Here is an 18,582-nt window from a genome sequence, read left to right on the forward strand (position 1 = left end):
ATGCACTTCAGCGAACTGATGGCTGCTCTTTCCACCCGTGCAATCCGACTCCAGCGTGAAGACCAGGACCTTATCGTCCTGGGCGACGACGAAACCCTGGACGACCAGCTGTGGGAGGCGCTGTCGCGGCACAAGCCGGCGTTGCTGGAGATGCTTGCGTCACAGGATGACGACTGGCTCAGCCCGGCCTTGCGCATCACCCCCGACATGCTGCCGCTGGTCACGCTGGAGCAATCGGCCATCGACCGCATCGTCGACAGTGTGCCGGGCGGTGCTGCCAATGTGCAGGACATCTACCCGCTGGCTCCCCTGCAGCAAGGCATGCTGTACCACTACCTGTCTGCCACCGATGGCGACCCCTACCTGTCACAGGTGCAACTGCGCTTTGCCAGCAAGGCCCACCTGGACGCATTCGCCCACGCCCTGCAGTGGGTCATCCAGCGCCACGACATACTGCGCACCGCGCTGCACTGGGAATACCTGGACGCGCCCGTCCAGGTGGTATGGCGCGAAGCCGCGCTGGTGCGCGAAGCCTTGCCGCTGAAGGGGCCCGATGCCCTGGCAAGCCTGTGCGAGCGCTTCAACCCGCGCCATTACCGCCTCGACCTGCGGCAGGCGCCATTGATGCAACTGGCCCATGCCCAGGGTGAAGGTGACCAATGGGTCGGCCTGCTGATGTTCCATCACGTGATCATGGACCACACCGCGCTGGACATCGTACGCCGGGAGATCCAGGCCCACCTGGCAGGGGCCGAGGCCCAGCTCGCGCCGCCAATGCCATTTCGCAACGTGCTGGCGGCTTCGCGCCAGGCGCTGGATGAGCAGGCCCATGCCGGGTTCTTCGAAGCCATGCTGGATGATATCGACGAGCCCACCCTTGCATTCGGCGTGCAGGCCAGAACCGATCAGCCTTTGCAGCAGGCGCGCCTGACCCTGCCAGCCACCTTGGCGCAACGCCTGCGCAGCCAGGCCCGGCAGTTGGGTGTCAGCCCTGCCAGCATGCTGCACCTGGGCTTTGCCCGGCTGGTCGGCCAGTTGTCTGGCCGCCAGGCCGTCGTGTTCGGCAGCGTCCTGCTCGGGCGCATGACCACCGGCGAGGGCGGCGAGCAAGCGCTGGGCATGTTCATCAATACCCTGCCATTGCGCATCGACCTGGGGGCACTGGGCGTTCGCGACGGGCTGCTGGCTACCCATAGGCGTCTGTGCGGCCTGCTGGCCCATGAACAAGCCTCGCTGGCACTGGCCCAGCGTTGCAGCGGCGTGGCCGCACCGGCGCCGCTGTTCAACAGCATGCTCAACTACCGCCACAGCGACGCCGGTGATGCTGACGAGATCATCCCGGTAGCGCCGGGCATCGACATCGTCGGCGCCGAGGAACGTACCGACTACCCGCTGACCGTTAGCGTGGATGACCTGGGTGAAGACCTGCGCCTGACCGTGCAGAGCCTGCCCGAGTGGGGCGCGCACCGCCTGTGCGGGCAATTCCAGCAGGTACTGACCAGCCTGGTGGACGCCCTGGAGCAGGCGCCAGATGCACAACTGCAGTGCCTGCCGGTACTGCCGCACGGCGAGCGTGAGCAGGTGTTGCGCCGGTTCAACGACACGGTCAGCCTGTACCCGCAGGGCAATACCGTGCACGCGCTGGTCGAGGCCCGCGCAGCCCAGGTGCCGGCCGCCCTGGCGGTGGTCCAGGGCGACCAGGCGCTTACCTACGCGCAGCTCAACCAGCAGGCCAACCAGCTGGCCCACCGCTTGATGGCGTTGGGTGTAACCGTCGGCGACCGTGTCGCCCTGTGCCTGCCGCGCAATTGCAACAGGCTGGTCGGCGTGCTGGGTGTGCTCAAGGCCGGCGCTGCCTACGTGCCGGTAGACCCCGGCTACCCTGCCGACCGCATCGCCTACCTGCTGGCAGACAGCGCGCCGGCCTGGGTGCTGGCAGAGTCCACGCTGGAAGGCCTACCGGCAGAGGTGCCGCGCCTGAACATGGACCACGCCGACACCTACGCGGCCGACGTGGCCAACCCACAGGTGCCCGGGCTGGACGCCGAGCAACTGGCTTACCTGGTGTACACCTCAGGTTCCACAGGCCAACCCAAGGGCGTGATGATCGAACATCAGGCCCTGGCCAACCTGGTGCATTGGCATTGCCAGGCATTCGCCGTAGGCGCAGGCGCCCAGGTCTCGAGCGTTGCCGGTTTCGGCTTCGATGCCTTTGCCTGGGAAGCCTGGCCGGCCCTGTGTGCCGGCGCCACCTTGCACCTGCCACCGGCGCACATCGGCAACGAGCACGTGGAAGAACTGCTCGACTGGTGGCTGCAGCAACCCCTTACCGTCAGCTTTCTGCCCACCCCTGTGGCCGAGCAGGCGCTTGGCCGCGAGCAGCAGCACGCCACCTTGCGCACCCTGCTGGTAGGGGGGGACCGGCTGCGCCAGTTCGACCGCGACCCAGGCTTTGCCCTGGTCAACAACTACGGCCCGACCGAAGTCACCGTGGTGGCTACCTCCGGCCAGGTGCAACCAGGCGGCGCGCTGCACATGGGTACGCCCATCGCCAACACCCGTGCCTACGTGCTGGACACTGGCCTGCAACCGGTGCCCGTTGGGGTGGTGGGCGAGCTGTACCTGGGCGGTGCCCAGGTAGCGCGTGGCTACTTCAACCGCCAGGCCCTGACGCAGGAGCGGTTCATGGCCGACCCGTTCAGCGAACAGGCCAACGCACGTCTATACCGCACGGGCGACCTGGTACGCTGGAATGCGGATGGCACGCTGGACTACGTGGGCCGCAATGACGACCAGGTCAAGATCCGTGGCGTGCGTGTGGAGCTGGGCGAAATTGAAGCAACCTTGAATGCGCAACCCGGCGTGAGCCAGGCTGTGGTGTTGGTGCGCGACGGGCGCCTGCTGGCCTGGTACACCCAGGCACAACCGCTTGACCCTGTGCTGCTGCGCGACGCCTTGCAGGCCAGCCTGCCTGGGCACATGGTGCCACAGGCCTTCATCGGCCTGGATGAACTGCCGCTGACCAGCCATGGCAAACTCGACCGCCGGGCGCTGCCGGACCCTGACACCACGGGCCTGGCCAGTGCCGCCTTCACCGCGCCGCTTACCCCGACCGAAGTCGCGATGGCTCAGGTATGGGCCGAGGTGCTGGGCGTGGAACGGGTAGGGCGGCATGACAATTTCTTCGAGCTGGGCGGCCACTCGCTGCTGGCTGTAACCCTGGTCGAACGCCTGCGCCGTGCAGGCATGGCCATAGACGTGCGTGTGCTGTTCGCCCAGCCCACCGTGGCAGCGCTGGCGGCAGTGGTGGGGGCAAGCCCGGAAGCCCAGGTGCCGCCCAACCGCGTACCCGAGGACGCCACCCACATCACCCCGGACATGCTCAGCCTGATCCAGCTGGACCAGGCGGCCATCGACCGCATCGTCACGGTTGTGCCCGGTGGTGCCGGCAACGTGCAGGAGATCTACCCCCTGGCGCCGTTGCAGCAGGGTGTGCTGTACCACCACCTGAGCGCCGAGCAGGGCGACCCCTACCTGCTGCAAACCCGCCTGGCATTCGACAGCATCGAGCGCCTGCTGGCCTGGGCCGGCGCCCTGCAACAGGTCATCGACCGCCATGACATCCTGCGCACCGCCGTGCTCAGCCAGGGGCTGCCGCAGCCGGTACAGGTGGTGTGGCGCAAGGCTGAGCTGAGTGTGTGCGAAGTGACGGACCTGCCCCACCAGCCCGGCATGGCCCGCATCGAGCAACTGCATGCCCGCTTCGACGCGCGCCACCACCGCCTGGACCTGGCCCAGGCGCCCCTGGCCCGCTTGTACTACGCCCTGGACCCAGACAATCATCAGGTAGTCGCAGTGCTGCTGTTCCACCACCTGGCCCTGGACCACACCGCCATGGACGTGGTCACCCACGAGATGCGGGCGCTGCTGTTCGGCCAGGGGCAGACCTTGCCGCCCCCCGTGCCTTACCGCAACTACGTGGCCCAGGCCTGCCTGGGCGATCAACAGGCCCATGAAACCTTCTTCGACGCCATGCTCAACGATGTGAGCGAGCCGACCCTGCCGCTGGGGTATGCCGACGTGCAGGGCGACGGCGACGGAATCGAGCACGCCGTAGTGGCGTTGGACGCTGCCTTGGCCGTTGACGTGCGCAGCCAGGCCCGGCGCCTGGGTGTCAGCGCTGCAAGCCTGATGCACCTGGCCTGGGCACGGGTGCTGGGCGTGCTGGCCAACCGCAGCGACGTGGTGTTCGGCACGGTGCTGATGGGGCGCCTGCAGGGCGGCGAGGGCGCCGACCGGGCATTGGGCATGTTCATCAACACCTTGCCCCTGCGCATCGACACCACGCTGGGTGCAAGCAACGGGGTACTGGCCACCCACCGCAATCTGTCGGCGCTGCTGGCCCACGAACATGCGCCCCTGGCGCTGGCCCAGCGCTGCAGTGGCGTGGCGGCAGGGGTGCCTTTGTTCAGTGCGCTGCTCAACTACCGGCACAGCAGCGACGCTGGCGCGGCGTCGGAGGGTTTGTGGGAGGGCGTGCGCCTGTTAGGCGGTGAGGAGCGCAGCAACTACCCGCTTACCCTCAGCGTCAACGACCTTGGCAGTGGGTTCACCTTCAACGTGCTGGCCGTGCCTGGCATTGGTGCGCAGCGGGTGGCCAACTGGATGGTCACCGCGGTGCAGCAGTTGGTGCGTGCCCTCGAACAGCAGCCGCTGGCGCGCGTCGATGGCTTGTCGATCCTCGATGACGACGCCCGTCGCCAGGTGCTGGGTGCGTTCAATGCCACCGCGCAGGTGTACCCACAGGATCAGACCGTGCATGGCCTGGTCGAAGCCCGCGCCGTGGCCACCCCGGAGGCCACGGCGGTGTGCCAGGGTGATGAGGTGCTGACGTATGGCGAGCTCAACCAGCGTGCCAACCAGCTGGCCCACCGCCTGATTGCGGACGGTGTGCGCTGTGGCGACCGCGTCGCCTTGTGCCTGAACCGCACCGTGGAGCGCATCGTTGCCCTGCTGGCCGTGCTCAAGGCCGGCGCCGCCTATGTGCCGGTCGACCCGGCCTACCCGCCAGCGCGTATCGCCTACCTGCTGGCCGACAGCGCACCGGTGCTGGTGCTCACCCAGTCGGGCATCGGCGGCCTGCCTGCCCAGTTGCCGCGGCTGGACCTGGACAACCCCGATACTTGCTTCAGCCGCGCCGATAACCCGCAGGTGCCCGACTTGACACCGCGCTCCCTGGCTTACCTGGTCTACACCTCGGGCTCCACAGGCCAACCCAAGGGCGTGATGATCGAACACCACGCCCTGGCCAACTTGGTGCACTGGCACTGCCAGGCGTTTGCCGTGCAGGCCGGCACCCGTACGTCCAGCGTGGCCGGTTTTGGTTTCGATGCCATGGCCTGGGAGGTGTGGCCAGCCCTGTGTGCAGGTGCCACCCTGCACCTGCCGCCTGCCTACCTGGCCAACGAGCACGTCGAGGCCTTGCTGGACTGGTGGCTCGAACAACCGCTCACCGTCAGCTTCCTGCCCACCCCGGTAGCCGAACACGCGCTGCGCCGGCCACGCCAGCATGCCACCTTGCGCACCCTGCTGGTGGGCGGTGACCGCCTGCGCCATTTCGACCGCGACCCAGGGTTTGCCGTGGTCAACAACTACGGCCCCACCGAAACCACGGTGGTGGCCACCTCGGGCACCCTGTTGCCGGGGGGCGCGCTGCATATCGGCCAGCCCATCGCCAATACCCGGGTCTACGTGCTGGACGAACAGCGTCAGCCGGTACCGGTTGGCGTCACCGGCGAGCTGTACATCGGCGGCAGCCAGGTCGCCCGTGGTTATTTCAATCGCCCCGAGCTGACCGAGGAGCGCTTCCTGGCAGACCCGTTCAGCCGCCTGCCAGGGGCGCGCATGTACCGCTCCGGCGACCTGGTGCGCTGGAACCCCGACGGTACCCTGGACTACCTGGGCCGCAACGATGACCAGGTGAAAGTGCGTGGCATGCGCGTGGAGCTGGGCGAGATCGAAGCCGCGCTCAAGGCGCAGCCGGGCATCAAGGATGCCGTGGTGCTGGTGCGTGGCGAGCGCCTGTTGGGCTGGTTCACGGAAACCGCACCCGTGGCCGTGGAGCACCTGCGCCTGGCCTTGCAGGCTTGCCTGCCGGGCCATCTGCTGCCGCAGGCACTGATGCGGCTGGGCACGCTGCCGCTGACCAGCCACGGCAAGCTCGACCGCGCGGCCTTGCCCGAGCCACAAGCAGGCGACCTGGCCCAACAGGGCTATGAGGCACCGCTTGGGCCAACCGAAACAGCCATGGCCCAGGTATGGGCCCAGGTGCTGGGCGTAGAGCGGGTAGGGCGGCACGACAACTTCTTCGAACTGGGCGGCCACTCGCTGCTGGCCGTCAGCCTGATCGAGCGCCTGCGCGAGGCCGGTTTGCCCACCGATGTGCGGGTGCTGTTTGGCCAGCCGACCGTGGCCGCACTGGCGGCCGAGCTGGGCGGCGCGCGGCAGGTGGTCATCCCCGAACCGGGCATCCCGGCAGGCTGCACCCAGGTCACCGGCCACATGCTGGCACTGCTGGAGCTGGACCAGGCAAGTATCGACCGTATCGTCGGCGCGATTCCCGGCGGTGCTTCCAACGTGCAGGACATCTACCCCCTGGCGCCGCTGCAGGAAGGCATCCTCTATCACCACCTGAGCGCGGCCGACGAAGACCCCTACCTGCTGCAATGGCGCATCACTTTCGACAGCCTGCCAAGGTTGCAGGCCTTTGCCGGCGCCCTGGACCAGGTAATCACCCGCCATGACGTGCTGCGCACCGCCGTGCTGTGGGATGGCCTGGCGCAGCCTGTGCAGGTGGTGCTGCGCAAGGCGCGCAGCGTCGTGGTGCAGGTCGATTCGCTCGATGACGCAGGCCGCCTGCCGTTCGACCTGGCGGCAGCGCCCTTGATCCGCCTGTTGCACCAGGCAGGTGAGGGGGCCGTTGAGGCGATGCTGCAATTCCACCATATCGTGCTCGATCACACCGCGATGAAGGTGGTCTTGCAGGAGATCCGCGACCACCTGCACGGCACCGTGCCCGCCCAGGCCCCGGTGCCCTACCGCAACTACGTGGCCCAGGCCCGCCTGGGTATCAGCGAGGCGGAGCACGAGGCGTTCTTCCGCGCCGAGTTGGCCGATATCGACGAGCCTACCCTGCCTTACGGGCTGGCCGGCATGCCCAACGGCGCCAGCGAGTTCCACCTGGCCCAGGCGGCGCTGCTGCCTGAGCAGTACCAGCGCTTGCGCCAGTTGGCCCGCCAACTGGGGGTGAGCGCCGCGAGCCTGGTGCACCTGGCCTGGGCGCGCTGGGTGGCAGCCACCAGCGGCAAGGCTGACGTAGTGCTTGGCACCGTGCTACTGGGGCGCCTGCAAGGCGGCGAAGGTGCCGGCCGCGCCCTGGGCATGTTCATCAACACCTTGCCGTTGCGCCTGAACCTGGGCGGCGTGAGTGTGCAGGCCGGCGTGCAACTGGCCCATCAGCAGCTTGCCGGCCTGCTGAGGCACGAGCACGCCCCCTTGGCCCTGGCCCAGCGCTGCAGCGCGGTGGCGGCGCCCACCCCCCTGTTTGGCGCGCTGCTCAACTACCGCCATGGCGCCAACGCCGAAGAGCGCCAGGCATGGGATCAAGCCCTTGCCGGGGTGGCTGTGCACGCTGCCGCCGGGCACGGCCACTACCCCATCAGTGTCAACGCCGATGACCTGGGCGACGGCCTGCGCATTACCGCACAGGTGTGTGAGCCGGTGCAGGCCGGCCAGGTCTGCGAGCAATTGCTGCAGGTGCTGGCAGGCCTGCTTGATGCGCTCGAACAGCAGCCTTCGCTGCCCGTGCAACAGCTGCCGTTGCTGGATGCGCAGGCGCGTGCGCCGTTGCTCGGTAACCACGCCGCATACCCACATGACCTGGAACAAACGCTGCATGGCCTGTTCGAGGCCCAGGTGCGCAGCACACCAAACGCCATCGCCGTGGTGGACGGTAGCCAGCAGCTCACCTTCAGCCAGCTCGATGGGCGGGCGAATACCCTGGCCCATCACCTGGTCGCCCTGGGTGTGCAGCCGGATGACCGCGTGGCCATTTGCGTCGAGCGTAGCGCGGCCCTGGTGGTCGGCCTGCTGGGCATTCTCAAGGCAGGTGCCGCCTATGTGCCGGTAGACCCTGGTTATCCAGCTGCGCGCCTGCGCCACATGCTGTGCGACAGTGCACCGCGGGCCGTGCTGGTGCAGGGGGCAACGGTGACGATGTCGCTTGCCGCCCAGGCACCTGTGGTCGACCTGGATCACCCGTCCCTGGCGCAGTTGCCCACCACAGCCCCGCAGGTATCCGGCTTGAATGCCCGGCACCTGGCGTACGTGATCTACACCTCTGGCTCCACCGGCCTGCCCAAAGGGGTCATGGTGGAGCACCGCAACGTGGTCAACCTGGTGCACTGGAGCCGTCGCCTGTGGCCGGTATCGGGTGAGCGGGTGGTCATGCATAAAACGCCGATCAGCTTCGATGCCTCGGTGTGGGAGCTGTTCTGGCCGCTGTGCAGTGGCCTGCGCCTGGTACTGGCGCGCCCTGAAGGCGAACGCGACCCGGCCTACCTGGCGCAGTTGATCCAGGCCCAGCAGGTGAGTGCGGTGCAGTTCGTGCCCGCATTGCTCCAGCAGTTCGTTGAACAGCCCGAAAGCCGCCACTGCTCATCGCTCACCGATATTCTGTGCGGCGGTGGGGAGTTGACCGCCGCCCTGGCTGCACAGGTCCGGCAGTGCCTGCCCCAGGTTCGCCTGCATAACGTGTATGGGCCCACCGAAACCACGGTGGATTGCAGCCTGTGGACACTGGAGCCAGATGCGCCAGTACCCAGCGGCGCCTTGCCCATCGGCAAACCCATCGACAATACCCGCCTCTACGTGCTCGACGCCTACGACCAGCCCGTGCCCGCTGGTGTGGCCGGGCACCTGCACATTGGTGGGGCCGGGGTCACCCGCGGTTACCTGGGCCTGCCCGAGCAGCAGGCCGAGCGATTCATCGCCAACCCGTTCGTGGCCGGTGAGGGGCTGTACCGCAGCGGCGACCTCGCGCGCCTGGACGCCGACGGCAACCTGGTGTTCCTCGGCCGCCTGGACCAGCAGATCAAACTGCGCGGCCTGCGCATCGAGCCGGGCGAAATCGAGGCGTGCCTGTTGCAGGTGCAGGGCGTGCGCGAGGCGGTGGTACTGGCTGTAGACGGCACACGCCTGGTGGCCTGGTACACCGGCACAGCGCTGCCCGCAGACACCCTGCGCCAGGCGCTGGCGGCGCAGCTGCCCGAGCACATGGTGCCAGCCGTGTACATCCCGCTCGAGCGGCTGCCATTGACCCCCAACGGCAAACTCGACCGCCAGGCACTGCCGGCGCCGGACGTTGCATTGCAGGGGCGACGCTACGAGGCGCCAGTCGGCGCAACCGAGACGTTGCTGGCACAACGCTGGGCCGAGCTGCTGGGTGTGGCGCAGGTAGGCCGGCATGACAACTTCTTCGAACTGGGCGGCCACTCGCTGCTGGCAGTGAGCCTGACGGCGCGGCTGCGGCTGGAAGGCCTGCAGGTGGACGTGCGCACCCTGTTCGGCCAGCCGACCGTCGCCGCGCTTGCGGCCACGCTCAGCCGCAGTGAGCAAGTGCAGGTGCCCGAGAACCGCATCCCGCCTGATTGCGCCCACATCACGCCCGACATGCTGAGCCTGATCGACCTGGACGCTGCAGCCATTGCACGCATCGTTGCCCAGGTACCCGGCGGCGTGGCAAACGTTCAGGACATCTACCCCCTGGCACCGCTCCAGGAAGGCATTCTTTATCACCACCTGTCCGCCGAGCACGACCCATACGTGCTCTATTCACGCCTGCGCTTCGCCAACCTGGACCGCCTGGATGCCTTTGCCTGCGCCCTGGACAAGGTGATCGCCCGGCATGATGTGCTGCGTACCGGCATCTTGTGGGAAGGCCTGCCGCAGCCGGTGCAGGTGGTGGTGCGCCAGGCCAGCCTGGCGCGCATGGCCTGTAGCGACCCATGGAATGCTGCGAATGAAGCCCCGCTGCTGGGCATCGCCCAGGCGCCGTTGATTCGCCTGTTGTACGGCGAACGTGATGGCGAGGTCCAAGCCACCCTCCAGTTCCACCATATCGTGCTCGACCACACGGCCCTGGAAGTGGTGGGTGAAGAGCTGACTGCGTACCTGGGCGGCGCGCCAGCACCGGCGAAGGCCTCGGTGCCATACCGCAACTACGTGGCCCAGGCACGCCTGGGTGTCAGCCAGGGCGAGCACGAAGCGTTTTTCACCGGGCAGCTGGCGGATATCGATGAGCCAACACTGCCGTTTGGCCTGAGCGACGTGCAAGGCGATGGTCGCCACCTGGACGAGGCCAGCCTCACACTTGCGCAGGCGCTCGCCGGCGGGCTGCGGCAACAGGCGCGCCTGCTGGGTATCAGCGTTGCCAGCCTGTTCCACCTGGCGTTCGCCAGGGTTCTGGCGGCTGCCAGTGGCAAGGCACCGGTGGTGTTCGGCACCGTACTGCTGGGCCGCCTGCAAGGCGGTGAAGGGGCCGAGCGTGCCCTTGGGATGTTCATCAACACGCTGCCGCTGCGTGTGGAACTGACCGGCCACGGCGTGCGCGACGCGGCCCGTGATGTGCATCAGCGCCTGAGCGGGCTGCTGGCCCACGAACACGCCTCGCTGGCCCTGGCGCAACGTTGCAGCGCTGTGGCCGCGCCGTTGCCGCTGTTCAGCGCCATGCTCAACTACCGCCATGGTACCCAGCCGGGCGCCGACCGCGGGGCGGCCTGGGCAGGCATTGAGGTACTGGACGGGCAGGAGCGGACCAATTACCCGTTGAGCCTCAATGTGGATGACCTGGGGCAGGCCTTCCGCCTGGTGGCCACGGCGCCTGCCGAGGTAGGCGCACTGCGTATCTGTGGCCAGGTGCACCAGGTGCTGGAGGCGCTGGTTGACGCACTGCAGCAGGCGCCGGACCTGCCGGTGCAGCAACTGCCTGTACTCGAAGCCGAAGAGCGCAATCGGGTACTCACCGGTTTCAATGACACTGCCGTGAATTACGACTTGGAGCACACGCTGCATGGCTTGATGGAAGCGCAGGTAAAACGTACACCCCAGGCCATCGCGGTACAGGCCGAGGAGGGCACGCTGACCTACGCCCAGCTCAACGCCCAGGCCAACCGCCTTGCTCACCATTTGATCAGCCTTGGCGTCAAACCCGATGACCGGGTGGTTATCTGTGTCGAACGCGGGCTGGCGATGGTAGTAGGCCTGCTTGGCATCCTGAAGGCGGGTGCAGCGTATGTGCCGGTGGACCCGGACTATCCAGCAGAACGTATCCGCCACATGGTCAGCGACAGCAACCCGGTGGCGGTCTTGGTACACCGCGCTACGCGGCTTGCGCTTCAGCACGAACAGCTCATCGACCTGGACGAGCCATTGCCCAGCGGGCTGCCCGACAGCAACCCCGCCGTGCCGACGCTCACGCCACGGCACCTTGCCTACGTGATCTACACCTCAGGCTCGACCGGCTTGCCCAAAGGCGTGATGAACGAACACCGCGCCGTGGTCAACCGCCTGCTGTGGATGCAGGATGCGTACGGCCTGGGTGCCGAGGACGTCGTCCTGCAAAAAACGCCGTTCAGCTTCGACGTGTCCGTATGGGAATTGCTGTGGCCACTGCAAACGGGTGCCAAGCTGGTGATGGCGCGCCCGGGCGGGCATCGTGATCCGCAGTACCTGCAACACACCCTCGAGCAGGAGCGCGTCAGCACGTTGCACTTCGTGCCGTCGATGCTGGAAGTGTTCCTGTCTGCGCTTGCCGCAGGCTGGCAGGCCCCTGGGTTGAAACGCGTGGTGTGCAGCGGTGAAGCCCTGCCGGGCAGCCTGGTACGGCGGTTCCACGCGCAACTGCCGCAGGTAGAACTGCACAACCTGTACGGCCCGACCGAAGCAGCGGTAGACGTCAGCGCCTGGCGCTGCGTGACAGCGCCGGACAACACCCCAATCGGCACACCCATCGCCAACACCACGCTGTACGTGCTGGACGAACAACGGCAACCGGTACCACACGGCGTCGCCGGGGAGCTGTACATCGGCGGTGTCCAGGTGGCGCGGGGCTACCTGAACCGGCTGGAACTCACCGCTGAACGCTTCATCGATGACCCGTTCAGCACGCAACCCGGTGCACGCCTGTACCGCACCGGCGACCTTGCACGGCACTTGCCGGATGGCAACCTGGAATACCTGGGCCGCAACGACGACCAGGTGAAGCTGCGCGGCCTGCGTATCGAACTGGGTGAGATCCAGGCGGGGCTGACCCGCATCGAGGGCGTCAACGAAGCGGTGGTCATCGCCCGCGATCAACGCCTGGTCGCCTACTACACGGGCGAGCCGCAAGCGGTCGATGACCTGCGGAGTGCCTTGCTGCTGCACCTGCCGGAATTCATGGTGCCGGCGCAGTTCATGCACCTGCCGGCCTTGCCGCTGAGCCCCAATGGCAAGCTGGACCGCAAGGCCCTGCCAGAGCCCGGCGCCGTGGCTGATCGCCCTTATGAAGCGCCCGAGGGCAACACCGAAACCCTGCTGGCGACACTCTGGTGCGAATTGCTGGGCGTGGAACGGGTAGGGCGTCACGACAATTTCTTCGAACTGGGCGGCCACTCGCTGCTGGCCGTGACCCTTACTGCACGCCTGCGCGAGCAGGGCTTGCAGGCCGACATCCGGGTGCTGTTCGGCCAGCCAACGCTGGCGGCCCTGGCAGCTGCACTGGGCAGCGAGAGTGCCGTGGTGGTGCCGGCCAACCGCATCGTACCGGGCTGCACTCGCATCACCCCGGCGCTGCTGCCACTGGCCAGCCTTTCGCAAGCCGCTATTGACGGCCTTGTCAGGCAGATCCCGGGCGGCGTCGCGAACATTCAGGACATTTATGGCCTGGCGCCCCTGCAACAGGGCATTCTGTACCACCACCTGGCCAGCGAGGGCGTGGACCCCTACGTGCTGCAGGCCCGTTTCAGCTTCCCGACCCAGGCCGAGCTGGACGCTTTCGCCGCAGCACTTGACCAGGTCATCGCCCGGCATGATGTGTTGCGTACCAGCATTCACTGGCACGCGCTGGAAGAGCCGGTACAGGTGGTGTGGCGCGAGGTGCCGGCACTGCAAACCGCACACGGCGGCGCGCAGGCAGAGCAGGGGCTGAACCTGAACCAGGCGCCGCTGCTGCGGCTGGTGCCCGAGCAAAGCGACGCGGGGCTGCAGGCAACCCTGCTGATCCACCACATCCTGCTGGACCACGCCGCCGTCGAGCAGCTGGTGGCTGAAATCACTGCCGTGCTGCAACACCAACCGCTGGCCTTTGCCAGCGTGCCGTACCGCAACTACGTGGCCCAGGCACGGTTGGGCGCGGACACGGCAGCGGACGAAGCGCTGTTCAGCGAACTGCTGGGAGACATCGACGAACCCACGGTGGTGTTCGGCCTCACGGATGCCCTGGCCAGTACCCGCGAGGTGCTGGAAACGCGCCATTCGCTGCAACCGCAGGTATCGGCGCAACTGCGCGCGCAGGCCCGGCAATTGGGCGTCAGTGTCGCGAGCCTGGTGCATCAGGCCTGGGCACAGGTACTGGCGCAACTGAGCGGGCGCGAAGAAGTGGTGTTCGGCACGGTGCTGTTGGGCCGCCTGCAAGGCGGTGCAGGGGCCGAACGGGCGCTGGGCATGTTCATCAATACCTTGCCGCTGCGGGTCAGCGCAGGTGGGGCAGCAGTGGCCGACGGCGTGCGCCTGACCCACCAGCGCCTGGCCCGGTTGCTGGCCCACGAGCAGGCCTCGCTGGCACTGGCCCAGCGCTGCAGCGGTGTTGCGCCTGGGCAGGCACTGTTCACCAGCCTGCTGAACGTCCGCCACAGTGCAGCGCCCAAGGCCGCGCTCAGCGACGCCTGGCGCGGCATCGAGCAGGTCGCGGCCATCGAGCGCAGCAATTACCCGCTGGTGGTCAACGTGGACGACACCGGCGACGGCTTCACCCTTACCGTACAGGCCGTGCCACAGGTCGACGGCGCACAGGTCTGCCACCTGCTCAGCCTTGCCCTGGCGCAATTGGCCGAGGCGCTGCACCACGCGCCCGGCACTCCGCTGTGGCAGCTGCGGCAGTTGTGCGCAAGCGACCGTGAGCAGGTGCTGGAGCACTTCAACGCCACCACCCGCGATTACCCAGCCACACAGCCGGTGCACCAGCTGTTCGCGGCCCAGGCCGCCCGTGCACCCGAGGCCTGCGCGGTGGTTCACGGCCAACAACAGTGGACCTACGGCCAGTTGCAACAGCACGTGAATCAGCTGGCCCATCACCTGCTTGGCCTGGGTGTGGTGCCTGGCGATGCGGTGGCCCTGCTGCTGCCACGTGGGTTCGACCTGCTGGCCGCGCAACTGGCCACCAGCACCTGCGGTGCGGTGTATGTGCCGCTGGACAACAACGCACCCATCGAGCGCCAGGCCTATATGGTCGGCGACTGCGGCGCCCGGGTATTGCTCACCCTGGCCAGCGAGCCCCAGGTGGGCTGCACCGTGCGCGTCGAGCTGGACCGCTGCCCGCTGGCGGGCTACCCGGCAAACGCCCCAGGCATCACCGTCAGTGCACAGGACCCGGCCTATGTCATGTATACCTCCGGCTCCACGGGTGCGGCCAAAGGCGTGCTGGTGACGCACCAGGCCATTGCCCGCCTGGTGATCAACAACGGCTTCGCCACCTTCAACGCCCAGGACCGGGTGGCCTTCGCCTCCAACCCGGCGTTCGATGCCAGCACCCTGGAAGTGTGGGCGCCGCTGCTCAACGGGGGGGCCGTTGTGGTGGTGGACCAGCATCAGGTGCTGTCGCGCGAGGCGTTGCGCGATGTACTCATGGAGCAGTCCGTCAGCGTGCTGTGGCTCACCGCTGGCCTGTTCCATCAGTTCGCCGATGCCCTGCTGCCAGCCTTTGCCCAACTGCGTTACCTGATGGTGGGCGGTGATGTGCTGGACCCGCAGGTGGTGCAGCGTGTGCTGCAAGGCGGCGCCCCGGCACATTTGCTCAATGGCTACGGGCCGACCGAAGCGACCACGTTCAGCACCACCCACGCCATAATCGCAGTCGATGGCGGCAGCATTCCGATCGGCAAACCGATCGGCAACAGCCGCTGCTATGTGCTTGATGCCCATCAGCAACCGCTGCCGGTAGGGGCGGTGGGCGAGTTGTACTTGGGCGGCGACGGCGTGGCCCTGGGCTACCTGGGCCAACCCGAGCTCACCGCCGAGCGTTTCAGCGCCGACCCCTTCAGCAGCAACCCGGCCGCGCGCATGTACCGCAGTGGCGACCTGGCCAGCTGGCAGGGCGACGGCACCTTGCGCTACCTGGGCCGGGCCGACCAGCAGATCAAGCTGCGTGGGTTCCGCATCGAACTGGGTGAGATCGAGGCGCGGCTGGCGCTGTGCGACGGTGTGCGCGACGTCGCCGTGGTGCTGCGTGAAGACCCGCCGGGGGGCAAGCGGCTGGTGGCGTATTTCACCGCGGCTGCCACCGTACCTGACATCGCCGAACTGCATACTCGCTTGCAGGCGCAGTTGCCCGACTACATGCTGCCGGCTGCCTACGTGCACCTCGACGCACTGCCGCTCACGGCCAACGGCAAGCTCGACCGCCGCAGCCTGCCGCTACCGGGCCGCGATGCCGTGGTGAGCCGTGGGTTCGAGGCCCCCCAGGGCGAGGTGGAAACCGCCCTTGCGGGCATCTGGGCCCAGGTGCTGAACGTGGAGCAAGTGGGGCGCCACGACCACTTCTTCGAGCTGGGTGGCCACTCACTGCTGGCTGTGACCCTGGTCGAGCGCATGCACCAGGCTGGCTTGAGTGCTGATGTGCGCGTGCTGTTCGCCCAACCGACCCTGGCGGCCCTGGCAGCGGCGGTTGGCGAAGGCCGCGAGGTACAGGTGCCGGCCAACGCAGTGCTGGACGATGCCTGCAGCATTACCCCGGCCATGCTCAGCCTGATCGACCTCGACCAGGCCAGCATTGACCGCATCATCGCGACTGTGCCGGGCGGGGCGGCGAATGTTCAGGAAATCTACCCCCTGGCACCCTTGCAGGCGGGCATCCTGTTCCACCACCTGAGCGCCGAGCACGGCGACCCCTACCTGCTGCAGTCCCGCCTGGCGTTCGACAGCCTGGCGCACCTGCAGCGCTGGGCCGATGCCCTGCAAGCTGTGATCGAGCGGCATGACATCCTGCGCACGGCAGTGGTCAGCGAAGGGCTGGACCAGCCGGTGCAGGTGGTGTGGCGTACCGCCCGCATGAGCGTGACCGCCATCTCTGGCTTGGGTGAGCAGGACGTGCTGGCCGCCTTGCAAGCACGTTTCGACGCGCGTCAGCAGCGGCTGGACCTGACCCAGGCGCCGATGATGCGCCTGGTGCACGCAGCCGACCCCGTCAACCAGCGCGTGGTGGCCATTTTGCAGTTCCACCACCTGGCCCTGGACCACACAGCCATGGAGGTGATCGCCGGCGAGATGCAGGCGCTGTTGACGGGCCGGGCAGACCAACTGGCAGCACCGGTGCCCTATCGCAACTATGTGGCTCAGGCGCGGCTGGCCGCAGATGAGGCTGCGCACGAGGCGTTCTTCCGCGACATGCTGGGCGACCTGGACGAGCCGACGCTGCCGTACGGCCTGGCCGATGTGCAGGGCGAAGGGCATGCCATCGAAGAAGCTCACCTGGGTATCGACACGCACCTGGCCCTGCGCCTGCGCGAGCAGGCCCGCCACCTTGGGGTGAGCCTGGCGAGCCTTGCTCACCTGGCCTGGGCGCGGGTACTGGGCGCCCTGGCCAACCGCACGGATGTGGTGTTCGGTACGGTGCTGATGGGCCGGTTGCAGGGCGGCGCAGGGGCGGACCGGGCGCTGGGGGTGTTCATCAACACCTTGCCCCTGCGCATCGACCTGGCCGTGCCGGTAGCCCAGGCAGTCAGCATGGCCCACCAGCGGCTGTCGGCGCTGCTGATGCACGAACATGCTTCGCTGGCATTGGCTCAACGCTGCAGCGGTGTATCCCCGTCGCTGCCGCTGTTCAGTGCACTGTTCAACTACCGTCACAGCAGCCCGGTGCACAGCGACGCCGCGGGTGCGCTGCAGGGCATGCGCCTGCTGGGCGGCGAGGAGCGCAGCAACTACCCGCTGACCCTCAGCGTCGATGACCATGGCGAAGGCCTGAGCCTGAGCGTGTTGGCCCAGCGAGGGATCGAAGCCACGCAGGTTGCCAGGTTGATGAACCAGGCACTCGGTGCCCTGGCGGATGCCTTGCAACGCCCGGGCGATAGCGTGGCAGCCGAGTTGCCGGTGCTCGACGCCGGCGCTCGCCAGCAGGTACTCGAAGGCTTCAACGCCACCGCCCGGGCTTACCCTGCCGGGCACACCGTGCATGCCCTGGTCGAAGCCCGGGCAGCGCGCAGCCCGCAAGCGGCTGCCGTGGTGCAGGATGGTCAGGTGCTGAGCTACGGCGAACTCAACCGCTGCGCCAACCGCCTTGCCCACCATTTGATCGACGGCGGTGTAGGGGTGGGTGACCGGGTCGCCCTGTGCCTGCCGCGCAACCCGCAGCGGCTGATCGCCTTGCTGGCTGTTCTGAAAACCGGCGCGGCCTACGTGCCTGTCGACCCGGCGTACCCGGCCGAACGCATCGCCTACCTGCTGGCAGACAGCGCCCCGGCACGGGTGCTGGTGGACTCCACCACCCGCGATCGGGTGGGCGGCGCGGCCTGCACGGTGCTCGACTGCGAACGCTGGCAAGGCATGGCCGACCACAACCCGCAGGTAAACGGCCTGGATGCCGAGCAACTGGCCTACGTCATCTACACCTCCGGCTCTACCGGGCAGCCCAAAGGCGTGATGGTGGAGCATGCGACCCTGGCCAACCTGGTGCACTGGCACTGCGAGGCATTTGCCGTGGGTGCAGGCACCCACACCAGCACGGTGGCCGGGTTTGGCTTCGACGCCGTGGCCTGGGAAGTGTGGCCTGCGTTGTGCGCCGGGGCCGCGTTGCACCTGCCGCCGGCGTGTATTGCGGGCGAGCACGTGGATGAACTGCTGGACTGGTGGCTGGAACAACCGCTGGCGGTGAGCTTCCTGCCCACCCCGGTGGCCGAGCAGGCCCTGCGCCGGGAGCGTCAGCACCCGACCTTGCGCACCTTGCTGGTCGGTGGCGACCGCCTGCGCCAGTTCGAGCGCGACCCGGGCTTTGCGCTGGTCAACAACTACGGTCCCACCGAAACGACGGTGGTCGCGACGGCCGGGCGCTTGATGGCGGGTGGCCCGCTGCACATCGGCAAGCCCATCGCCAATACCCGGGCCTACGTGCTGGATGCCCACCGGCAACTGGTGCCGGTGGGCGCGGTGGGCGAGCTGTACATCGGTGGCGCCGGTGTGGCCCGTGGCTACTTCCAGCGCGAGGCCTTGAGCACCGAGCGCTTCCTGGCCGACCCGTTCAGTGATGTGGTCGGGGCACGTATGTATCGCACG

At 67.7% G+C, this 18,582-nt stretch carries 1 protein-coding gene (running past one end of the window); it reads left to right on the forward strand.

The genetic code is table 11. The annotated features are described in order from the left end of the window. Positions 1-18,582 carry the 5' portion of a non-ribosomal peptide synthetase gene (locus APH25_RS26090; RefSeq protein ID WP_060482016.1) on the forward strand. Its footprint extends 3,756 nt past the window's final position, so 18,582 of the gene's 22,338 nt are visible here — the first part of the coding sequence; it begins with the start codon at positions 1-3; its stop codon lies beyond the right edge, outside the window.

It is taken from the genome of Pseudomonas sp. NBRC 111119, assembly GCF_001320125.1.
Classification (GTDB): Bacteria; Pseudomonadota; Gammaproteobacteria; order Pseudomonadales; family Pseudomonadaceae; genus Aquipseudomonas; species Aquipseudomonas parafulva.